Genomic DNA, 20,738 nt, shown 5'->3' with positions numbered 1-20,738 from the left:
CCGTCTGCAGCCGTTCAGGTCACCGAGAATTGGCGCAAGCTGGCGGCCAGCGCCACCGGCACCCGCGCCTTGATGCGGGTCCCGGCGCTGCTGTGCTCGGTCTCCTGGACCCGCCCGTCGGCATGCACACGCGACACCAGATCGCCACGGTCGTAAGGGATCACGATGTCGACGGCGGTGTCAGTCGGTGCTGCCAACTCGGCCATTCTGCGACGCAGCGCGTCGACGCCGTCGCCGGTACGGGCCGAGACGAACACTGCACCGGGCAGCGCACGGCGCAGCTTGGCCAGACCCAAACCGCTTGCCGCGTCGGTCTTGTTGACCACGATCAGCTCCGGCGCCGGCCCACTGTCGTAGTCGGCGAAGACTTCGGAGATCACCTGGCGTACCGCGCTGATCTGAGCCAGCGGGTTGACGTTGGAGCCGTCGACAACGTGCACCAGCAGGTCGGCGTCGACAACCTCCTCCAGCGTCGAACGAAACGCCTCGACCAGCTGAGTCGGCAGGTGCCGCACGAAACCGACGGTGTCGCTGACCACAAATGGTCGCCCGTCGTCGAATTGTCCACGGCGAGTAGTGGGTTCCAGCGTCGCGAACAGCGCGTCCTGTACCAGCACCCCGGCTCCGGTCAACGCATTCAACAGGCTGGACTTGCCGGCGTTGGTGTAACCGACGATCGCAATCGACGGCACGTCGCTGCGTACCCGGCGACTGCGTTGGGTGTCGCGAACCTGTTTCATCTCCTTGATGTCGCGGCGCAGCTTGGACATTCGCTCACGGATGCGCCGCCGGTCGGTCTCGATCTTGGTTTCACCGGGACCGCGCAGACCCACACCGCCGCCGCTGCCACCGGCACGGCCACCGGCCTGCCGGGACATCGACTCACCCCAGCCGCGCAACCTGGGCAGCATGTATTCCATCTGCGCCAGCGACACCTGCGCCTTGCCCTCCCGGCTGGTGGCGTGCTGGGCGAAGATGTCCAGGATCAGCGCGGTGCGGTCAATGACTTTCACCTTGACCGCTTTCTCCAACGCGTTGAGCTGCGCCGGCGACAACTCGCCGTCGCAGATCACCGTGTCGGCGCCGGTGGCTGTCACCACGTCACGCAGTTCAGCCGCCTTGCCCGACCCGATGTAGGTCGAGGGGTCGGGCTTGCTGCGCCGCTGGACCATGCCTTCGAGCACCTCGGATCCCGCGGTCTCGGCGAGCGCGGCCAATTCGGCGAGGCTGGCGTCGGCATCGGCGGCGCTGCCGTCGGTCCACACGCCGACCAGTACCACCCGCTCGAGGCGCAGCTGGCGGTACTCCACCTCGGAGACGTCGGCGAGTTCGGTGGACAACCCCGCGACGCGACGCAGCGCAGCGCGATCGTCGAGGGCGAGGTCGCCCGTGCTGGGGATGTTCTGTTCAGGAGTGTCCGGATATGTCATAGGCAACTACAAATGGTGCACGCCGGGACGCCGATATGCATCCGATTTAACGTGACGCCTCCTGCCACCATTGGTCGTTGAGTTCGCCGCGGGCCACCATTACCGACGGTCCGCGCAGATAGCTGGTCGCTTCGGTGATGGTGACGACAACGTCGCCACCGGGTACCCGCACCGTCAAAGTGCCGCCGGTCGCGCCGACATACGACAGCGCAGCGGCGGCTGCGGCGACGGTTCCCGTTCCGCAGGAACGGGTTTCGCCCACTCCCCGCTCGTGCACTCGCATACTCACGGCGCCGTCGGCCGGGGCGGTGAGCACTTCGACGTTCACGCCGTCCGGAAACTGTGTGTGGTCGAAGCTCACCGGCGCCGCGACGTCCAGCGCCGCCAATGCCTCGACCGTCAGCGCCGGGTCGACACAGGCCAGATGCGGGTTACCGACGTCGACCGCCAACCCGTCGAACGCGCGGCCGCCGACGACAGCCCGCCCGGGTCCCAGCAAGTTGATTTTGCCCATGTCGACGCTGACGTCGGCGTGGGTCGCGTCGGCGCCGTGCACCACGACGGGCCGGGGACCGGCCAATGAGCCCACGACGAACTCGTCGCGGGTTTCCAGCCCGCTGGCCCGCAGGTAGTGCGCGAACACCCGCACGCCGTTGCCGCACATCTGCGCGATCGACCCGTCGGCGTTGCGGTAGTCCATGTACCAGTCTTCGACGCTCACACCGTCCGGTACCCGGTCGAACACGCCTGCGGCCAGCGCTGCCCCCGCCGTGGTGACCCGCAAGATTCCGTCGGCGCCCAGCCCGCGGCGCCGGTCGCACAAAGCTGCCACCGCTGTGGGCGTCAGTGTCAGCGCGGCATCCGAATCACCCAGCACGACAAAGTCGTTCTGGGTGCCATGGCCTTTGGCGAAGATCATCAGCGCCGCTCTCCCCCGCACGCCGACACGGCGGAGTCCAGGTCACCGGCGCGAATCACCCGTTCAGGATACGTGCCGACAGCGTCTTCCGACCGCCCTCGCGTGCCCGCCCCGGCTCGATGAGCAGCGGGACTTTGACCTGCACAAACACGCGCCGGAGAAAAATTCCAAAAATCGGACGCGAAAATCCCCGTACTCAGGTTCTGTTCGACAGACGTCTAGTAGCTTGGGCGAAGCTGAAAGCGGACGGCGTCCGCACGATGTGAGCAATGAGGCAGGGCGATGGCAGGTCGGCACGCGAGGCGAACAGCCCGCACGCCTGACCGCAAGGCCCGCCGTCGCGCGGCGATCGGTCTGTCCACCACCGTCGGGGCATTTCTGGCCGCCACAGCGAATCCACTCGGTATCGCGCCGCCGGCAAGAGCCGACTTCGAAGATTTGATCATCGACCTCATCGGCGGGTCCACCGCGGCTGCCGCGGACCCCGGCGCGCTTGCCGCTGCCGTCGACCCCGGCGCGCTTGCCGCTGCCGCTGACCCCAGTGCGCTGTCGGCTGCCGCCGACCCCGGCGCGCTTGCGGCTGCCGCAGACCCCAGCGCGCTGTCTGCTGCCGCCGACCCCGCCGGCAGCTTCGATTTGAGGGGTCTGCTAGCCCTGATCGGCTTGATTGGCAACGGGACCACCGACAGCACTGCTCTCTCGGAAACCTTCCAGCAGACCTTCTACCTGCCGGTGCACGAATTCATCCAAGCCTGGATCACCAGTCCAGATGGCCAGGTTGTCGACAACGAGATCAACAGCTTCTTCGAAACGCCAAGCAACATCTGTGGCGTCATATGCAACGGCGCCGATGGAACAGCGCTAGACCCCAACGGCCAGGACGGCGGGCTGTTGGCTGGTGACGGCGGGGCCGGCTATGACGCCGCCGCCGACCCTGGCATGGCCGGTGGTAACGGCGGGGATGCCTTCGGAATCGGCAACGGCGGTGCTGGAGGTGACGGCGGGCTCGGCGCCGACGGCGGTAACGGCGGCGCCGGCAGTTGGGTTATGGGCAACGGCGGTGACGGCGGTGACGGCGGCGCCGGGGGGCCCGGCGTGGCCGCCGGCAACGGCGGCGCGGGCGGCAGTATCGGCCAAAACCCCACCAATGTCTCCGCGCTCGGCGATGGCGGCAACGGCGGCAAGGGTGGCACCGGCTATATCGGCACCAACGGTGCCGATGCCACTTCCTCGGGCGCGACCGGCTACGCGGGTACCGCCGGTCAGGCCGGCGGCAACGGCGGGGCCGGCGGCGATGGCTCAACACTGATCGGCGTCGGTGGTAGCGGTGGGGCCGGCGGTGCCGGCGGTGCCGGCGGCAACGGCGGTGCGGGCGCGGACGGCATCGCGGCTAACCAAGCCGGCGGGGCCGGCGGCAACGGCGGTGCCGGCGGCAACGGCGGTCTGGGCGGATCCGGCGGAACCAGTGGCGTCGGACAAGCCGACAACGGCGCCCAGGGCAACGGCGGCACCGGCGGTCACGGCGGCCAGGGCGCCAACGGATACGCCGGCGCCAACGCCACGACCGTAGGCGCGAGCGGCGGTAGCGGCTCCGCCGGTGGGGCCGGCGGCAACGGCGGTGCCGGCGGCAACGGGGGCGTCGCGGGCAACGGCGGGGCAGGCGGCAACGGCGGCAACGGCGCCAACGGTGGAAACGGGACCGCCGCGGCAAACGGTGTGTCGGGTGTCAGCAACGGCGTTGGCAGCACAGGTGGTAACGGCGGCGACGGCGGTGGCGGCGGCGCCGGCGGCAACGGCGGTCTGGGCGGCACCGGCGCCGGAACCACCACGGGCACCACCGGTGTCGGCGGGGCCGGCGGTAACGGCGGCGGGGCGGGCACCCCCGGTAACGGCGGTAACGGTGCGGCGGGTGTCAACGGGGTGGCCGGCTCGGGCGGCAATCTGGGTGCCGGCGGCGACGGCGGCGCCGGCGGCAACGTCGGCACCGTCGGATCGGCCGGCACCGGCGGCACCGGCTCCACCCCCGGGGCCAACGGTGTGGCCGGCACGACGCCGACCGGCCCGGTCGGCAACGGCGGCACCGGCGGCAACGGCGCCACCGCAACCACCGCCGGTGCAGCCGGCGGCAACGGCGGGGCCGGCGGCAATGGCGGCACCCTGGGCAACGGCGGCGGCGGTGGCACCGGCGGCAACGGCGCTGCCGGCACCCCGGGCACCAACGCGAGCACCGCCGGTCAGACCGGCGGCAACGGGGTGGCCGGCGGGGCCGGCGGCAACGGCGGGCCGGCGGCACCGGCGGCTCGATCTCGGGCAACGGCGGCACCGGCGGCAACGGCGGCACCGGCGCCAACGGCGGGGCCGGCGGCACCGGCGCCGGCGGCGCGGCCGGAGTATCAGGTGTCAGCAACGGCCTCGGCGGGACGGGTGGTAACGGCGGCAACGGCGCCGGCGGCGGCGCCGGCGGCAACGGCGGCGCCGGCGGCACCGCCGCGCACGGCACCACGGGCACCACCGGCACCGGCGGGGCCGGCGGTAACGGCGGCGGCGCGGGCACCCCCGGTAACGGTGGTAACGGCGCGGCCGGTGTCAACGGGGTGGCCGGCTCGGGCGGCAACCTGGGTGCCGGCGGCAACGGCGGCGCCGGCGGCAACGTCGGCACCGTCGGATCGGCCGGCACCGGCGGCACCGGCTCCACCCCGGGCGCCAACGGTGTGGCCGGCACGACGCCGACCGGCCCGGTCGGCAACGGCGGCACCGGCGGCAACGGCGCCACCGCAACCACCGCCGGTGCAGCCGGCGGCAACGGCGGGGCCGGCGGTAACGGCGGCTCCCTGGGCAACGGCGGCGGCGGCGGCAACGGCGGCAACGGCGCAACGGGCACTACTGGGGTCAACCCGTCGAATGGCCAAGCAGCCAATGGCGGTAACGGCACCAACCAATCCGGCCTCACCGCCCCCACCGTGGGCGGTAACGGCGGTAACGGGACCATTGTCGGGCAGGCCGGTGGGAATGGCGGGACCGGCGGTTCCGGCAGCGGCGTATTAGGACTAATAGGCGCCCAAGGCGCCAACGGAGGCAACGGCGGAACGGGCGACGTCGCCGTCGGCGGAGCCGGCGGGGCTGGCGGCAACGCGACGGCCGTGGCGGGCCTCGGCACCGCCACCGCCGGCAGCGGCGGCACCGGCGGTGCCGCTACTGGCGTCAGCGTGACCGGTGGCACCGGTGGCAACGGCGGGGTCGGCGGCGCCGGCGGGGCTGGCGGGTCGATCTCGGGCAACGGCGGTGCGGGCGGTACCGGTGGGACCGGCGGTACGGGCGGCACCGGTGCTGTCGGACCAAGCGGAGGCGCCGGCGGCAACGGCGGCAACGCGACCATTCCGCTGAACGTCGGAACCGTGACCGGCGGCAACGGCGGTGCGGGCGGGGCCGGCGCGGTCGGTGGTGTCGGCGGCACCGGCGGCAACGGCGGTGCGGGCGGCGCTGGTGGCATCGCCCCGCACGGCACCGTCGGTAGCACCGGTACCGGCGGCACCGCGGGCGCCGGGGGCACCGGTGGCGCGGGCGGTACCGGTGGCACTGGCGGCACGGGTGGTACGGGCACCAATGGTCTCGGCACCATCGTGCAGCACGGCACGAACGGGACCGCCGGCGCCAACGGCGCTCAGGGCGCGACTGGTAGCGCCGGCCAACACGGCTAGGGCATATCCAACGAAGTTTGCCGCCAGGCCCGCACCGCCGCATCGGCGTTGCCGGCAGCGGTCGCGTCCAGCCAGTGGATTCGGTGGTCGCGGCGAAACCACGATCGCTGCCGTCGCACGTAGCGACGGGTTCCGATGAACGTCGGCTCCTGTGCGCCGCCGCCGTCACCGCCCGCGTCGAGGTCGGCGAGCACCTGTGCGTAACCCAGCGCCCGTGCCGCGGTGACGCCGTCGCGTAACCCACGGTCGAGCAACCCGATCACCTCGTCGACCAAGCCCTGACCGAACATCGTCTCGGTTCGTTGCGCCAGGCGTTGGTCGAGAAGCTCAGTGTCGCAATCCAATCCGATGATCGCCGCGTCCCAGCGCGGAGTGCCGATGACGGGCGCCGAGGCGGCGAACGGCTGACCAGTCAACTCCACGACTTCCAGCGCACGGACGATCCGTCGCCCGTCGGTCGGCAGGATCGACGCCGCGGCCGCCGGATCGCGGTGGGTCAGCTCGGTATGCAACCCGCCCGCCCCGACCTCAGCCAGACGCTGCTCCCACTTCGCCCGTACCGCCTGATCGGTCGCCGGGAACGACCAGTCGTCGAGCAGCGATTGGATGTACAGCATCGAACCGCCCACCAAGACGGGGACTTTTCCGCGAGCCGCGATCGCCTCGATGTCGGCGGCGGCGTCGCGCTGAAAGCGCGCGACGGTCGCGGTCTCGGTGACCTCGAGAACGTCCAGTTGGTGATGCGCGATGCCGTGACGCTGCGCGACGGACAGTTTCGCGGTGCCGATGTCCATGCCGCGGTAGAACTGCATCGCGTCGGCGTTGACGATCTCGACGCCTCCCGGTCCGCCGAGCAGTTCCGCGACGTCGAGGGCCAGCTGCGACTTGCCGGTGCCCGTGGGCCCGACGATCGCCAACGGCCTCACGGCTGCCAGATACCGGTGAAGTACCCGACGCCGTAAGGCGCCGCGCGATGGAGCTCCTTGGCCGACCGCGGCACCGGATCGGCCAGCCCCGCCAGTACACCGAATGCCACCCGTCCCCCGACCTGCTCGGGCAGCGCACTGAGCGCGGCAACGTCGCCGCAGGCCAGCGCGTCGTCCACGGCGCGCTGAACCTCGATGTCGTCGGGTTGATAGCCGCCGGGCGCGGCAGGGGTCAGCGTGTTGGCGCCGTCGGCGACGATCAGCACGCCGATCGGCTCGTCCGACTGGTCGAGGTCGCCACGCAGCTGCCGACCAAGCGCGATCGCCGTCTGGGCGTCGTGGTGTGCGGCGTACACCCGAACCTGCGCCTGCGCGTGCGGCTGGGCCTGCGCACGAATCCAGCCGGCCATCAGTCCGCACAGCGGCATATCAACCGGCTCAACGCTTTTCGGGGACAGTCGCACAGGCACGTCGACGCCGAAGCCCGCGAAGGTGCCGACCGCCTGCGGACCGATGACTCCGTCGGCGTCGCCCACCCCAACAGCGATCCAGCGCGGCGGAAGCGCGGAGGCCGCGGCGATCATCGCCGCGCGCAGCTCAGCCACCTCGTCGGCCGCGGTCCCGGCGAGCTCCGGAACCAGAACCGGCGCTGACGGAATGATGGCGATGGCGCTCAGCACGCGATAAAACTAACCCTCCGAGATCGCCAACAATCGTCCGGTGGCCACGTCGTCGGCATGGGCCTGCACGGTTTCGGCTTCACCGCGAGCCAGAGCCGCGGTCGCGATCACGGTCAGCAAAACCGCCACGATCAGGACCACGACCCGCTCCTCGTCCGGCTGGACTGTCTCGCCGAGCACAGCGACGCCCAGCAGCGAGCCCACGACCGGTTTGGCCACCGTCATCGTCGGCATGGACACGTTCAACGGTCCACCGCGATACGCCGACTGCTGGAACACCATCCCGGCGAACGCCGCTCCGACCGACGCGTACAGCTCCGGCGCGGCAAGCAGTGCCCCTATGCCGCCCTCGGCGGCTTCAGTCGCCCCTTTGACCAGCACCGCGAACAGCCCCAGCGACGCGCCGGAGACCGCCGCCAGCAATACCGCGGCGATAGCCCGATGCGGCCATATCCGGGCACCCAGCACGCACAGCGCGAGCAGCGGTCCCATGACCGCGGCGACGATCATCCACGTCGACCACGGCGCTCGCGAATAGCCGGCGACCGGATTGCCGACGGTGAGCACGACGGCCAGCGCGGCGGCCAAGACCGCCGCCCAAATCCATTCCCACAACGTCACCGGATGCCCGTTCATGCGGGCGTAAATCGGGAGTGCGAACAGCAGCGCCGTGACCTGCAATCCGGTGACCAGCATTACCGATCCCAGGCTCAGCGCCCCAGCCTGAAACGCGTAATTGGCGACAGCCGCCACCGCGCCGATGCGCCAGCTTCGATTGCGCCACGACATGATGAACAGCGCCAGGTAGCCCACTGGTTTGTCGGTGACCTCGTGCGCCGACCGCTGACGCTCCACATTGCCGATCGCCGATGCCAAGGCGGCGGCCAAGGCCAGCAGCACAGCAACGTCCGCTTTAGACATGGCTACCTCCCCCCAGTCGTCGAACGGCCCGAACCTGCAGTCTTCCATGCCACGGTACTGACGGCGGTGATGAAAGGCCGGGTGTCACGCGCCGCAGCTAACCGTGAGACGCCGCCACATCAGGAACGACGACGTCGTGTCCGGCGCCTGCGGCGATGGTCGCCGCTTCGCCACGGGCCAGTGCGATCGTCGAGATCACCACCAGAATCGAGGCAGCGACCAGCGCGAGCAGTCGCGGGCCGCTGGCATTGAGCGCCTCCCTCAACACCACGACGCCGAGCAACGTGGCCACCACCGGTTTGGCGACGGTCACCGTGGGCAATGAGGCGGTCAGCGCACCCGCGCGAAATGCCGACTGTTGGAAGATCATTCCGACCAGCGCGGCCGGTATCAGGCAGTACGACTCGGGCGCGCGCAGAAATGCGCCGACGCCGCCGGACGCCGCCCCGACGGCGCTTTTGGTCAGCACCGCGAACAACGCCAGCGCCGAACCCGCCACCACCGCCAACAGCACCGGCGCCACCGGACCGCGCGACCAGACGCGTGCGCCCAGCACACACAACACCATGACCGGACCCATTACCGCGATTACCAACAGCCACGTTCCCAGCGAACCGCGCGTGCTCCCGGCGTCCGGGTGGCCCATCGCGACGAGCACCGCCAGCGCACCGGCCAGCGTCACCGCCCACGTCCACTCCCAGCGCGTCACCCGGTGATGGGCCAACCGCGCATAGATCGGCAGAGCGAACAAGAGCGACGTCACCTGCAACGCGGTCACCAGCATGACCGAGCCCAGAGCCAACGCGGCGGCCTGCAAGCTGTAGTTGGCGACCGCTCCCGCGCCACCCAGCCACCAGCGTGGGTCTCGTACTGACAGCCGGAAGAGCTCGAGATGTCCGACCTGTTTGTCGGTTACCTCCTGAGCCGACCGCTGCCGGATCACATCCCCCACCGCAGACGCCAGCGCGGCGCAGAGCGCGATCAGCGCTGCGAAGTCCGCTTTCGGCATCGTTCACCGCCTGTTCACCGTCGATTACTCCGGCCAGCTTAGGTCGACTACCGGTCGCGCCGCACTGCCGCGCGGTCTTCGGCACCCCTATTCGGCGGCTCGTGTGGCACATTGCGTGCGGCGCAACAGATGATTGCGGCGTACACCACATCCCTTATCGACGCAGGCAAAACCCGCGGCGACATGGCCTGCGCCGCCAACTCGGGACGCTGCGTGCGGCAAGCTGCTTCAATACTGAACAGGTATCTCATATCGACGGCGCCGCTATGCGCGGCAGGTGCGCGGCCAATAACCGCGCGAAGGGTAGGTGACGGCAGTTGATGACGTCTGACGAGCCACACAACGAACCGCGGCCCATCCCGCGGCCAGGACCGCGGCCCGGGCCCAAACCGACACCCCGTCCTCATCCCCACCCGGTCGCGTTACCCCCGGCCAGCGATCCCCACCAGTTCGGTCGCGTCGACGACGACGGAACGGTCTGGCTGGTCAGCGCCGGCGGCGAGCGGATCATCGGATCGTGGCAGGCCGGCGACACCGAAGCGGCGTTCACCCACTTCGGCCGGCGGTTCGACGACCTGAGCACCGAGATCACCTTGCTCGAAGAGCGGCTGGCCGCGGGCACCGGAGATGCCCGCAAGATCAAAGCGACCGCCGCCGGGCTGGCCGAAACGTTACCGACCGCCAATGTGCTCGGCGATATCGATGCGCTGGCCGCGCGCCTCGCCGTCATCGCCGAACACGCCGAAGCCAGCGCGGCCGCGGACCGCTCGCGTCGCGACGAGCACCGCGCGGCGCAGACCGCCCGCAAGGAAGCGTTGGCCGCCGAGGCCGAGGAGTTGGCCAACACCTCCACGCAGTGGAAGGTCGCCGGCGACCGGCTACGCACGATCCTCGATGAGTGGAAGACGATCAACGGCTTGGACCGCAAGACCGATGACGCGCTGTGGAAGCGCTATTCGGCTGCTCGCGAGACGTTCAATCGCCGCCGCGGTTCGCATTTCGCCGAATTGGACCGCGACCGGGCCGGGGCCCGCGAGGTCAAGGAGCGGCTCTGCGTGCAAGCCGAGGAACTCGTTGACTCCACCGACTGGGGAGCGACCAGCGCCGAGTTCCGCAAGCTGCTCGCCGATTGGAAGGCGGCCGGACGTGCCGCCCGCGATGTCGACGACGCACTGTGGCACCGATTCAAAGCCGCTCAGGACACCTTCTTCAAAGCCCGCAACAGCGCGACCGCCGAACGTGACGCCGAATTCCACGCGAACGCCGTCGCCAAGGAAGCATTACTGGCCGAGGCGGAAAAGCTCGACACCAGTAATCACGAAGCAGCCAGGTCGGCGCTGCGGGCCATCGGTGAGAAATGGGACGCGATCGGCAAGGTGCCCCGGGAACGCTCCGCTGATCTCGAGCGGCGGTTGCGCGCGGTGGAAAAGAAGGTGCGCGACGCCGGCGAGTCAGACTGGTCGGATCCGCAGGCTCAGGCTCGCGCCGAGCAGTTCCGGGAACGTGTCGAGCAGTTCGAGCGCCAAGCCCAGAAGGCCGAGGCGGCAGGACGGACCAAGGAAGCCGAGCAGGCCAGGGCTAACGCCGAGCAGTGGCGGCAGTGGGCTGAAGCGGCCGCTGACGCACTGACCAAGAAGCGCTAGCCCGGCGACGATGCGGGCCGCGTCGGCCCGTTGAGGAGCCGGGCAATCAAACCGACCCCGGGGCCGTGCCGTTGGGTTTGGGCGGCTGGGCGCTATTCGGGTCGTCCAGAGTCTCCAGCAGTGTCCGGGCCTGCTCGTGGGCGGCCGCCTTGCGGCGCTGCTCCTCAGCGGCGAGCTGCACGATCGTGCGCGACCAGACGACGCGCGCCCAGTGAAACGTCAGCAGAATGATCGTGATCCAGGCGACCACCAGCCCGACGCCGGGACCCGGATGCCCGTGGGCGACGGTCTGCCGGGACCACACGGCCAGCAGACCGGCCGCGCAGGCCACCGCCGAGCCCGCCAACGCGATCCACGCCAACGCCCAGCGTCGGGTCAACAGCGCCAGCATCGAGAAACCGACACCGAAAACTAAAGCGAGCCAACTGAATACGCGTGACGGCAGCGCGATCGCCGCCTTGCCGGCGCCGTGGGTCGCGAACAAGACATCCCAGCCACGCACGTCGCCGGTGTGCGGCAGGGCGAACGATCCGATCAGCACGAACACCAGCACGGCGACAACCAACGCTCGTGCGCCCGGCTCGATTTCGCGAGCGATTCGGCGTTCCGCAGCTTCGATGTCGTCGCGGAAAGCGTCGAATTCACCCTCGTTGCGGCTCATCGTGGGCACCCCAGTGTTTCCGTTGACGCGGCAGGCTGTCCGATCGCGGGCATGCCGAGAATTAATGAGCCGGTGCCGCGCGGACGCTGACCTGCGGCGTGCGCGTCGCCGGCGCGGGTGCGTCGGTAACTGATGACGTCGCCGTCGGCGATCAGGTGATGTGGCGCCGCGCCGGTGATCGTCGTCGTGACGACGTCACCCGGGCGCACTTGTTGGCCACCGGGCGCGAAATGCACCAGGCGCCCGTCGCGAGCGCGGCCGCTCATCCTGGCGGTGCGCTCGTCCTTGCGGCCTTCACCGGTGGCGACGAGCAACTCGACGGTCCGCCCGACCTGGTTGAGGTTCTCCTCCCAGGCGATCTGGTCCTGCAGCTCGATCAGTCGCTCGTAGCGTTCCTGCACAACGGCTTTCGGCAGTTGTCCGTCGAGGTCGGCGGCGGGAGTGCCCGGCCGCTTGGAGTACTGGAACGTGAATGCGCTGGCGAACCGGGCCTGCCGGACGACGTCGAGTGTGGCGGCGAAGTCGTCTTCGGTCTCGCCGGGGAAGCCGACGATCAGATCGGTGGTGATCGCGGCGTGCGGCATGGCCGCCCGCACCCGGTCGATGATGCCGAGATAACGATCGGCCCGGTAGGAGCGGCGCATGGCGCGCAGCACCCGGTCCGATCCGGACTGCAGAGGCATGTGCAGGGTCGGGCAGACGTTGGGCGTTGTGGCCATGGCCGCGATCACGTCGTCGGTGAATTCGGCCGGATGAGGCGAGGTGAACCGCACCCGCTCAAGGCCGTCGATACGCCCGCATGCGGTCAACAGCTCAGCGAAGGCACCACGGTTGCGCGGCAGTTGCGGGTCGGCGAACGACACGCCATAGGCGTTGACGTTCTGGCCGAGCAGCGTGATTTCCAGTACGCCGTCGTCGACCAGCGATCGCACCTCGGCCAGGATGTCGTCCGGGCTGCGGTCGACCTCCTTGCCGCGCAACGACGGCACGATGCAGAACGTGCAGCTGTTGTTGCATCCCACCGAGATGGAAACCCAAGCGGCGTAAGCGGATTCACGGGCAGCAGGCAACGACGACGGGAATTGCTGCAATGCGTCGGCGATCTCCACCTGGGCGACCCGGTTGTGCCGAGCCCGCTCGAGCAGCGTGGGCAGCGACCCGATGTTGTGCGTGCCGAACACCACGTCGACCCATGGCGCCTTGGCCAGCACCGAGTCTTTGTCCTTCTGCGCCAGGCATCCGCCGACCGCGATCTGCATGTCGGGATTGCTGCGCTTACGCGGGGCCAGGTGGCTGATGTTGCCGTACAGCTTGTTGTCGGCGTTCTCCCGCACCGCGCAGGTGTTGAACACCACCACGTCGGCGTCCGCGCCGTCAGTCGCCCGCCGGTAGCCCGCGGCCTCCAGCAGACCTGCCAGCCGCTCGGAGTCGTGGACGTTCATCTGACATCCGTAGGTGCGGACCTCGTAAGTGCGCACCGGCGCCCCTGGCGTCGGCGAAGGCACAGCCGGCGCAGCGGGCGCTGCGTCCGAGGTCACCATCGAAGTCACTGGGCCATGGTACGGCGACGCGGCACCGCGGCGTTCGGCCGACCTAGACGCGCCGGCGCTCCCGCTCGGCCGCCAACTCGGCGCTGACCACGTCGTAGGCCATCGTCTGGCTGTACCCGCGGCGTGCCAGCATCGCCACCAACCGGCGGCGTAACCGAAGGTCGTCGTCGCTCAGGTCTTCCCGTCGCAGCTTCTTGCGAACCAGCTCTTCGGCGCGTCCGCGCTCGGCCGCGGGGTTGATGTCCCCGAGCACCGAGGTGATCACCTCGTTGTCGATGCCCTTGGTGTGCAGCTCAGCGGCCAATGCACGCTTGCCCTTTCCGGCGTTCGCCCGCCGCGAGTGCACCCACTGTTCGGCGAAGTCCACGTCGTCCACCAGCCCGACATCGGCCAGCCGATCCAGCACCCGGGTGCTGACGTCGTCGGGATACCCTCGCTTGGCCAGCTGACCGGCCAGCTCGGCGCGGGTCCGAGCCCTCGCGGTGAGCAGGCGCAAGCACAGCGCCCGCGCCTGCTCGTCGCGAGACGGCTCAGAAGTCGACCGGGGCGGGCAGTACGTCACCGACTACGCCATCGGTCAAGTCGTCGGTCACCACCGCGCCGATACCGAGCTTTTCTTTGATCTTCTTCTCGATCTCGTTGGCCACTTCGGCGTTTTCCATCAGGAAGTTGCGGGCGTTCTCCTTGCCCTGACCGAGCTGCTCGCCTTCGTAGGTGAACCAGGATCCGGACTTGCGGATGAAGCCCTGGTCCACGCCCATGTCGATCAGCGAGCCTTCCCGGCTGATGCCCTTGCCGTAGAGAATGTCGAACTCGGCCTGCTTGAACGGCGGTGACACCTTGTTCTTGACGACCTTCACCCGGGTGCGGTTACCGACCGCATCGGTGCCGTCCTTGAGTGTCTCGATCCGCCGAACATCCAGACGCACCGACGAATAGAACTTCAAAGCCTTTCCGCCCGTTGTTGTTTCGGGCGAACCGAACATCACGCCGATCTTCTCGCGAAGCTGGTTGATGAAGATCGCGGTGGTGCCCGAATTACTCAGCGCACCGGTGATCTTCCGCAGCGCCTGGCTCATCAGCCGCGCCTGCAGGCCGACGTGGCTATCGCCCATCTCGCCTTCGATCTCTGCGCGCGGCACCAGTGCGGCCACCGAGTCGACAACCAGGATGTCCAGCGCGCCCGAGCGGATCAGCATGTCGGCGATCTCGAGGGCCTGCTCGCCGGTGTCCGGCTGGCTGACCAGCAGCGAATCGGTGTCCACGCCCAACTTGTGGGCGTAGTCGGGATCCAGCGCGTGCTCGGCGTCGATGAACGCCGCGATGCCACCGGCAGCCTGGGCGTTGGCCACCGCGTGCAGTGCGACGGTGGTCTTACCGGAGGATTCCGGACCGTAGATCTCCACGATGCGACCGCGGGGCAGGCCGCCGATGCCCAGGGCCACGTCCAGCGCGATCGACCCGGTCGGGATGACCGAGATCGGTTGGCGTACCTCGTCTCCGAGGCGCATCACCGAACCTTTGCCGTGACTCTTCTCAATCTGGGCCATCGCCAATTCGAGGGCTTTTTCGCGATCTGGGGCTTGTGGCATGGTGCTTACCTCTCGGTGTAGTCGTTGTTCGGTTTGACCGGTCTCGGTCAGTTGGCCGTGACGTTAAAGCAGCCCACCGACAAGTCGGGCTCGTCGAACGATCACCACAGTAGCGAACAGGTGTTCGAATGCAAGCAGGCGCGCCGTCGGCGTGTCCGGGGTCAGATCACCACTGTTCGCGGGGCACGTCGAAGTCCACACAGAGCGCCCGCCAGACATCGCGAGGTTCCACGCCGTCCTCGATCGCCTGCGCCGCGGTACGCCCGTCGAACCCGGTCAGCACATGATCAGCCAGCACCGAAGCGCCGTAGGTCGTGCCGAATCGCAGGGTCACCCGATCGTGGAATTCCGTCAGCCGCACGGGGACCAAGCTACCGAGCCGAGACCAGCGCCTCATGGCACACCCGCACCGGGTCGGCGACCCCGGCGGCACCGGCCGCGGCGCGCCGTGCGGCGTCGCGGTAACTCGGCGTCGCCAGCACCTCGCCGGCAGCCTCGGCCAACGCCTCGCCGGTCAACGGCCGCACCAGCCGCCCACTCCCCTGCCGCGCCACCCGGTTGGCGATCTCCCATTGATCTCCGCCGCCGGGGACCACCACCAGCGGGACACCGGCCAGCAGCGACTTGGCGACCATGCCGTGCCCGCCGCCGCAGATGGCCAGGTCGGCTTCGGCGAGCAGAGCGTCCTGGCGGCCCAACCCGACCACCGCCCACGGCGGCACGGTCAGGTCCGACCCGTTCAGCCGCGACACCACCACCCGCGCACCGAGGGAACCCAGGGCGTCCAGCGCGGTCTCGGCCATCCCCCGCGTCCCGGTCGTCGCCGTCGACGGCGCCACCATCACCACCGGCCCCGAGCCGGGCGGGATCGGCAACACCTGCTCGGTCGGCTCGAAGTGCAGCGGGCCCACCACGATGGCTTCGGCGGGCCAGTCCGGCCGCGGTACCTCAAGGGCGGGCAGCGTCGCGATCAGTCGTCGCAGTGGGCCGGGATCGCTTGCCGGCAAACCGATTCCAACCCGAGCCTCGGATCGCTGCCGAAGCCCGGCGCGCCAGGACCTCGCGGTCAGCGCACGCATCGTGGCGTCCCTCAGCCGGCCCCGGATGCCGGTCCCGGGTGCCAGCCCACTTCCCAACGGCGGCAACCCTTTCGACGGTCGATACAGCGGATGCGGGTTCAGCTCGACCCACGGGATACCCAGCAGCTCGGCCGCCATGCCGCCGCACGCGGTGATGACGTCGGACACCACCAAGTCCAGCGTCATCGCCTGCAGCTGCGGGGCATTCAGCACCGCCATCCGGGCTGCGCGCCGGTGGAGCTTGGCGCCGTCGTCGAGGTCGTCGTCGTCTTCGGTTGCGTCGAGCCCGAGCAGCTCGACGGCGTCGACACCGACGGCGCGCGCGGTGTCGATCCATTCCACGCCGGTCAGCAGAGTCGGTGCGTCGCCGGCGGCCAGAAACCGTTGACAGAGCGCGATCGCCGGAAACGAGTGGCCCGGGTCCGGTCCGGCCACCACCGCGACGCGCATCGCCTTACCCTGCCACAGCGGCTTAGGCTGTTGGTCATGACCGAGCTGACTCTCGAGAACACCCGCACCGTCGAGGTCTTCCTGCATGCGCTGCAGGATGCGGACCTCGACACCGCAGGCGCCGCGCTTGCCGACGATCTCGTCTACCAGAACGTCGGTTTGCCGACGATCCACGGCCGCAGGCGAGCGATGAAGCTCTTCAGCCCGTTGGGCGGTGCCAGCGCGTTCGAGGTGAAGATCCACCGCATCGCCGCCGACGGCGCCGCGGTGCTCACCGAGCGCACCGATGCGCTGATCTTGGGCCGCCTGCGGCTGCAGTTCTGGGTCTGCGGCGTGTTCGAGGTGCACGACGGCCAGATCACGCTCTGGCGGGACTACTTCGACTTCTTCGACATGTTCAAGGCAACGCTGCGCGGCATCGCCGGGCTCGTGGTGCCGTCGCTTCGGGCATCGCTGTAACCGCGATGAGCGACAGCGCCGCCCGCCCCAACGCGGTCCAGTTCGTCCGCTACTGCTGCGGAGCCCGGCTGCCCGACTCGATGCGGGACTGGGTGCGCAACGATCTGGCGGGCAAGGGCGCGACGGGCCGGATGATGCGCCGCGTCGCGGTTCCGGCGGTGTTGGTACTCGCCCCGTTCTGGCTGATCCCGACGACGCTGGACGTGCACCTGAGCATGACGCTGCCGATCCTCATTCCGTTCGTGTACTTCTCGCACGCGCTGAACAAGGTGTGGCGCCGTCACATGTTGCAGGTGCACAACCTGGATCCGAAGCTCGTCGACGCACGCCGCAGCAAGCGCGAGGAGCAGATGCGTCAGTCGTACATCGACCGCTATGGCCCGCGGTCTGATTGACGGCTAGGCCCGGCGCGGCAGTCCGCCGAGTTCGTCGAACGCCTGCGACCAGCCGACCAACCGATCCGTCGCACCGGCCAACTCGGCGCGGTAACGCTGCCGCGACGCCATCAGCGCGGAGCCATGGTCGCCACTCGCCGATGACACCAATTGCGCTGCAGCGGTAACCATTTCGTTGTACTGTCGCACGCCCGCACTCAACTGCGCGGTGAACGCGTTGATCGTGGGTGTCAGATATGACCGCGACTGCGGAGTGCCCGTCGCCGCCCGCTCCATCGAGACCACCTCGGCCGCGGTCGCCGCCATCGCGGCCGAGCTCTGGTTGGCCGCGATGGTCAATTCGTGAATCTCGCTGGCGGGCAGCATGTTTCCACGTTCCATGACGCCGATCAGCGAAAAGAAGCCGCGCTCCGATGCGCCCAGCGCCGACATCGCCGAGCGGGCCGCCGAACTCAGCGGCGGCAGGCGCCGGGAGTTGGTCGGCCGCTGGGCCGGCAGCGGCTCCGATTTCAGCCAGCCGTAGCGAATGAGTAGCAGCGTCGCGATCATCGCTTGCGCCACCGCGACGCCGCCGGTGATCTCCAGCAGCAGCGCGAACCAGCCCCAGGCCGCCAGCACGAGCGTCGTCGCAGCCCAGAACACCGTTCCCGCAACGAAAATCAGGCCCCACCGCAGCGCACGCCGGCGCCGGCGCAACAACTTCTCCCGAGGATCGTTGGCTGCGCTGATCTTTCGCGCCACCGTGTCGGCGAGCCCGTCGGCGAAGTCGAAGCCGCGCAACAGCAACGCCCGCCAGGACGCGCCGTGACCGGAATGGACCGCCATATCGCCCTACTGGCCGATGGGCTTTTCGGTGGGCGCCGTCTGCGGGGCCGCGGCCGGGGTGGCCGCCGGAGCGCTCGTCGACCCGCCTGCCGGCAATGCCTCGCCACGCATGGACGCGCGGATCTGCTCCAACCGCGAGTGGCCGGCCATCTGCACGCCGGCCTGTTCGACCTCGAGCATGCGGCCCTGCACCGAGTTCTGCGCAAGCTCGGCCTGACCCAGCGCGTTGGCGTAGCGGCGTTCGATCTTGTCGCGGACCTCGTCGAGGCTCGGCGTCGTACCGGGTGCGGCGATCTCACTCATCGACCGCAGCGACGCGCTGACCTGCTCCTGCATCTTGGCCTGCTCGAGCTGGCTGAGCAGCTTGGTGCGCTCGGCGATCTTCTGCTGCAGCACCATCGCGTTCTGCTCGACGGCCTTCTTCGCCTGCGCGGCGGCGTTGAGCGCCTGGTCGTGTAGCCCCTTGAGGTCTTCGACGCTCTGCTCGGCCGTCACCAGCTGGGCCGCGAACGCCTCGGCGGCGTTGTTGTATTCGGTGGCTTTGGCGGCGTCACCGGCGGCGGTGGCCTGATCGGCAAGTGTCACCGCCTGCCGGACGTTGACCTGGAGCTTTTCGATGTCCGCCAGTTGCCGGTTGAGCCGCATCTCCAGCTGACGCTGGTTGCCGATCACCGATGCGGCCTGCTGGGTCAGCGCCTGGTGCTGGCGCTGCGCCTCCTCGATAGCCTGCTGGATCTGCACTTTGGGGTCGGCATGTTCGTCGATCTTGGCGTTGAACAGCGCCATGACGTACTTCCAGGCTTTGACGAACGGATTGGCCATCGGTTAGCTCCGCCTTTGCGTGTAGGTGTCTGCGCTCAATTTATCGGTTTCACGCCGATTGCCACACCCTTGCCGGTTTAAGCGACAGCCATTGCGACGACGGGCGGGATGACGACCTTGGTGCTGGCGTCGATATTGGCCGCGCTCGCCGTGGTGTTCGGTGTCGACTCCTGACGTTCCAGCTGTTCGCTGGCGTCGACAAGCAGCTGCGACAGCGGCACATCCAGGGCGTGGCAGATGGCGCTGAGCAGCTCGCTGGAGGCTTCTTTGCGACCGCGCTCGACCTCCGAGAGGTAGCCGAGGCTGACCCGCGCGGTGTCGGAGACCTGACGCAGCGTCCGGCCTTGTGTGATTCGGGCCCGACGCAGCACATCGCCGAGGACCTCGCGCAGCAGTGCGGGCATCACGCTCTCCTTAAGTCCAGTGGGTTCTCCTAGGCCAACGACGGCCACACGGTCTTGGTTCCCGAGGCGGGTTCGATTGCCCGCCTCCTCCTCGGGCCGCTACGCAGCCCGCATCGTCGGCGAGCTCACTGCGCTGTGACGAGCGCACGGAGCCTGCTGATCGACTCCCGCACCGCTGACACGCGGATGTCCCAGCGGCTGCCGTTGAGCTGCAATCGGACCACCTCGGTGTCGACCGGCCCGGCCAGGCCCAGGAACACCGTGCCCACCGCGTGCCCGCCATGCGGCTCGGGCCCGGCGACGCCGGTCAACCCGACACCCCAGGTGGCCTCGCAGCGTTGACGTGCGCCGACGGCGAGCGCCCGCGCCGTGGGCGCCGCGACCGGCCCGACCTCGTCGAGGATCTGCGGCGCCACGCCGGCCAGCAGCACCTTGGTGCGCTCGGTATACGTGATCAGGCCACCACGCAGGACTTCGCTGGCACCGGGCACGCCGGCCAGCGTTGCGGCCAGCAATCCCGCGGTCAGTGACTCGGCAGTGGCAACGCTCTGCTTACGGACGGTCAGGTCGGCGATCAGTCGGCGGGCGTCGTCAACCAGCAGAGGGTCGTCCACGAGCATCCCTCGCGGCCGAGGCGACGTAGTCCAAACCGGTGACCACCGTCAGCACGATCGCAGCCGCCATCACCACCCACGCGACCACCAACCACGTCCCGGACACCGGAAGGACGAACAACCCGATCGCGACGGCCTGGACGAGGGTCTTGAGTTTGCCGCCGCGACTGGCCGGGATGACGCCGTGACGCAGCATCACAAACCGCAGCACGGTGATCCCGACCTCGCGAGCCAGGATGACCACCGTCACCCACCAATGCAGGTCACCGAGCATCGACAGCCCGATCAGCGCCGCGCCCACCAAAGTCTTGTCGGCGATCGGGTCGGCCATCGTGCCGAACTCGGTCACCATCCCGTAGCTGCGGGCCAGCGCACCGTCGAAGCGATCAGTGATAACGGCGACCGCGAACACGACGAAAGCGATGATGCGGCTTGGGGTTTCGTGGCCATTACCGGCGAACAATGCCAGCAGGAAGACGGGAACGAGCACCAAACGCAACAGCGTCAGCACATTCGCCAGGTTGGTGACCCGCACGCGCGGGACCACCGGACCTGTTTGCGGTTGCCCCGACACGGCAACAGAATATCGGTAACCGCGCCGTTGGGCGCCATCGCCCGCGCCACTCGCGCTGAATCATCGTCGCTGTGGCCTCACCCGATA

20 protein-coding genes and 1 pseudogene are annotated in these 20,738 nt (G+C 69.2%); 4 read left to right on the top strand and 17 right to left on the bottom strand.

What is annotated here, in order from left to right; all coding sequences use genetic code 11:
* Positions 1-14 precede the first annotated feature (14 nt).
* A complete protein-coding gene (gene hflX / locus G6N27_RS01120) occupies positions 15-1,430 on the bottom strand; it encodes a GTPase HflX (RefSeq protein WP_163781166.1) in 1,416 nt (471 codons plus the stop codon).
* A gap of 46 nt (positions 1,431-1,476) precedes the next feature.
* A complete protein-coding gene (dapF, locus tag G6N27_RS01115; RefSeq protein WP_163781163.1) occupies positions 1,477-2,349 on the bottom strand; it encodes a diaminopimelate epimerase in 873 nt (290 codons plus the stop codon).
* 792 nt (positions 2,350-3,141) lie between these two features.
* Here dapF and G6N27_RS25125 point away from each other — a divergent pair.
* Positions 3,142-6,047: pseudogene (locus G6N27_RS25125) on the top strand (PGRS repeat-containing protein).
* On the opposite strand, the gene miaA reads toward G6N27_RS25125, so the two are convergent.
* The 4 genes from miaA to G6N27_RS01085 form a co-directional block, all read right to left on the bottom strand.
* Positions 6,044-6,973, bottom strand: a complete 930-nt coding sequence (gene miaA / locus G6N27_RS01100) for a tRNA (adenosine(37)-N6)-dimethylallyltransferase MiaA (protein ID WP_163774537.1) — start codon at positions 6,971-6,973, stop codon at positions 6,044-6,046. The pseudogene G6N27_RS25125 and the gene miaA overlap by 4 nt on opposite strands.
* Positions 6,970-7,653, bottom strand: coding sequence for a class III extradiol ring-cleavage dioxygenase family protein (locus tag G6N27_RS01095; protein ID WP_163774536.1), 684 nt, complete (start codon positions 7,651-7,653; stop codon positions 6,970-6,972). The genes miaA and G6N27_RS01095 overlap by 4 nt, the downstream gene beginning before the upstream one ends.
* A 9-nt stretch (positions 7,654-7,662) precedes the next feature.
* Entirely contained in the window at positions 7,663-8,574 is a 912-nt protein-coding gene (locus G6N27_RS01090; protein WP_163774534.1) for a DMT family transporter, read from the bottom strand.
* A 97-nt stretch (positions 8,575-8,671) separates the two neighbouring features.
* Positions 8,672-9,583 carry a DMT family transporter gene (locus tag G6N27_RS01085; RefSeq protein ID WP_163774532.1) on the bottom strand — a complete coding sequence of 304 codons (912 nt, stop codon included), beginning with the start codon at positions 9,581-9,583 and terminating at the stop codon, positions 8,672-8,674.
* A gap of 320 nt (positions 9,584-9,903) precedes the next feature.
* Here G6N27_RS01085 and G6N27_RS01080 point away from each other — a divergent pair, with 320 nt between their 5' ends.
* The gene (locus G6N27_RS01080; protein ID WP_163774530.1) at positions 9,904-11,226 is read left to right on the top strand and encodes a DUF349 domain-containing protein; all 1,323 of its coding nucleotides are present in this window, start codon (positions 9,904-9,906) and stop codon (positions 11,224-11,226) included.
* 46 nt (positions 11,227-11,272) lie between these two features.
* Here G6N27_RS01080 and G6N27_RS01075 read toward each other — a convergent pair whose 3' ends face one another.
* From G6N27_RS01075 to G6N27_RS01050, 6 genes are all read right to left on the bottom strand, one after another.
* Entirely contained in the window at positions 11,273-11,887 is a 615-nt protein-coding gene (locus G6N27_RS01075) for an Rv2732c family membrane protein (RefSeq protein WP_163774528.1), read from the bottom strand.
* A complete protein-coding gene (gene miaB, locus G6N27_RS01070; RefSeq protein WP_163781161.1) occupies positions 11,884-13,428 on the bottom strand; it encodes a tRNA (N6-isopentenyl adenosine(37)-C2)-methylthiotransferase MiaB in 1,545 nt (514 codons plus the stop codon). Before miaB ends, G6N27_RS01075 begins: the two co-directional genes overlap by 4 nt.
* Positions 13,429-13,480: 52 nt before the next feature.
* Positions 13,481-13,999 carry a recombination regulator RecX gene (gene recX, locus G6N27_RS01065; RefSeq protein ID WP_163774526.1) on the bottom strand — a complete coding sequence of 173 codons (519 nt, stop codon included), beginning with the start codon at positions 13,997-13,999 and terminating at the stop codon, positions 13,481-13,483.
* A complete protein-coding gene (recA, locus tag G6N27_RS01060; RefSeq protein ID WP_163774524.1) occupies positions 13,968-15,029 on the bottom strand; it encodes a recombinase RecA in 1,062 nt (353 codons plus the stop codon). The genes recX and recA overlap by 32 nt, the downstream gene beginning before the upstream one ends.
* Before the next feature lie 166 nt (positions 15,030-15,195).
* A complete protein-coding gene (locus G6N27_RS01055; RefSeq protein WP_408632611.1) occupies positions 15,196-15,390 on the bottom strand; it encodes a DUF3046 domain-containing protein in 195 nt (64 codons plus the stop codon).
* Positions 15,391-15,400: 10 nt separating this feature from the next.
* Entirely contained in the window at positions 15,401-16,558 is a 1,158-nt protein-coding gene (locus tag G6N27_RS01050; RefSeq protein ID WP_163774519.1) for a glycosyltransferase, read from the bottom strand.
* Positions 16,559-16,594: 36 nt separating this feature from the next.
* Between G6N27_RS01050 and G6N27_RS01045 the strand changes: the two genes are divergently transcribed.
* Together G6N27_RS01045 and G6N27_RS01040 are read left to right on the top strand one after the other, a co-directional pair.
* Positions 16,595-17,017 (top strand): limonene-1,2-epoxide hydrolase, encoded by a 423-nt coding sequence (locus tag G6N27_RS01045; RefSeq protein ID WP_163774517.1) that lies wholly within the window; start codon positions 16,595-16,597, stop codon positions 17,015-17,017.
* Between the two features lie 5 nt (positions 17,018-17,022).
* Positions 17,023-17,412 (top strand): DUF5313 domain-containing protein, encoded by a 390-nt coding sequence (locus tag G6N27_RS01040; RefSeq protein WP_163774515.1) that lies wholly within the window; start codon positions 17,023-17,025, stop codon positions 17,410-17,412.
* A 3-nt stretch (positions 17,413-17,415) separates the two neighbouring features.
* Here the strand turns inward: G6N27_RS01040 and pspM are convergent, their stop codons facing one another.
* From pspM to pgsA, 5 genes are all read right to left on the bottom strand, one after another.
* The gene (gene pspM / locus G6N27_RS01035) at positions 17,416-18,237 is read right to left on the bottom strand and encodes a phage shock envelope stress response protein PspM (protein ID WP_163774513.1); all 822 of its coding nucleotides are present in this window, start codon (positions 18,235-18,237) and stop codon (positions 17,416-17,418) included.
* A gap of 6 nt (positions 18,238-18,243) precedes the next feature.
* Positions 18,244-19,059 carry a phage shock protein PspA gene (gene pspA / locus G6N27_RS01030; protein WP_163774511.1) on the bottom strand — a complete coding sequence of 272 codons (816 nt, stop codon included), beginning with the start codon at positions 19,057-19,059 and terminating at the stop codon, positions 18,244-18,246.
* 77 nt (positions 19,060-19,136) lie between these two features.
* On the bottom strand, positions 19,137-19,463 hold the full coding sequence (clgR, locus tag G6N27_RS01025) for a transcriptional regulator ClgR (protein WP_163774509.1): 327 nt from the start codon (positions 19,461-19,463) through the stop codon (positions 19,137-19,139).
* Between the two features lie 125 nt (positions 19,464-19,588).
* Positions 19,589-20,077 (bottom strand): CinA family protein, encoded by a 489-nt coding sequence (locus G6N27_RS01020; RefSeq protein ID WP_163774507.1) that lies wholly within the window; start codon positions 20,075-20,077, stop codon positions 19,589-19,591.
* Entirely contained in the window at positions 20,055-20,651 is a 597-nt protein-coding gene (pgsA, locus tag G6N27_RS01015) for a CDP-diacylglycerol--glycerol-3-phosphate 3-phosphatidyltransferase (RefSeq protein WP_163774505.1), read from the bottom strand. Before pgsA ends, G6N27_RS01020 begins: the two co-directional genes overlap by 23 nt.
* Positions 20,652-20,738: the final 87 nt, after the last annotated feature.

This window comes from Mycobacterium cookii (assembly GCF_010727945.1).
Classification (GTDB): Bacteria; Actinomycetota; Actinomycetes; order Mycobacteriales; family Mycobacteriaceae; genus Mycobacterium; species Mycobacterium cookii.
Note: the sequence above shows the minus strand (reverse complement) of the source record. Positions and strands in the feature narration are given on the sequence as shown.

Bases quoted from the DNA above. Each gene is read 5' to 3' on its own strand.
- clgR (WP_163774509.1), bottom strand. From the start codon at position 19,463: ATGCCCGCACTGCTGCGCGAGGTCCTCGGCGATGTGCTGCGTCGGGCC.
- miaB (WP_163781161.1), bottom strand. From the start codon at position 13,428: ATGGTGACCTCGGACGCAGCGCCCGCTGCGCCGGCTGTGCCTTCGCCG.
- G6N27_RS01050 (WP_163774519.1), bottom strand. From the start codon at position 16,558: ATGCGCGTCGCGGTGGTGGCCGGACCGGACCCGGGCCACTCGTTTCCG.
- G6N27_RS01040 (WP_163774515.1), top strand. From the start codon at position 17,023: ATGAGCGACAGCGCCGCCCGCCCCAACGCGGTCCAGTTCGTCCGCTAC.
- pspM (WP_163774513.1), bottom strand. From the start codon at position 18,237: ATGGCGGTCCATTCCGGTCACGGCGCGTCCTGGCGGGCGTTGCTGTTG.
- G6N27_RS01045 (WP_163774517.1), top strand. From the start codon at position 16,595: ATGACCGAGCTGACTCTCGAGAACACCCGCACCGTCGAGGTCTTCCTG.
- G6N27_RS01090 (WP_163774534.1), bottom strand. From the start codon at position 8,574: ATGTCTAAAGCGGACGTTGCTGTGCTGCTGGCCTTGGCCGCCGCCTTG.
- pspA (WP_163774511.1), bottom strand. From the start codon at position 19,059: ATGGCCAATCCGTTCGTCAAAGCCTGGAAGTACGTCATGGCGCTGTTC.
- dapF (WP_163781163.1), bottom strand. From the start codon at position 2,349: ATGATCTTCGCCAAAGGCCATGGCACCCAGAACGACTTTGTCGTGCTG.
- G6N27_RS01080 (WP_163774530.1), top strand. From the start codon at position 9,904: ATGACGTCTGACGAGCCACACAACGAACCGCGGCCCATCCCGCGGCCA.
- recA (WP_163774524.1), bottom strand. From the start codon at position 15,029: ATGCCACAAGCCCCAGATCGCGAAAAAGCCCTCGAATTGGCGATGGCC.
- G6N27_RS01085 (WP_163774532.1), bottom strand. From the start codon at position 9,583: ATGCCGAAAGCGGACTTCGCAGCGCTGATCGCGCTCTGCGCCGCGCTG.
- G6N27_RS01075 (WP_163774528.1), bottom strand. From the start codon at position 11,887: ATGAGCCGCAACGAGGGTGAATTCGACGCTTTCCGCGACGACATCGAA.
- hflX (WP_163781166.1), bottom strand. From the start codon at position 1,430: ATGACATATCCGGACACTCCTGAACAGAACATCCCCAGCACGGGCGAC.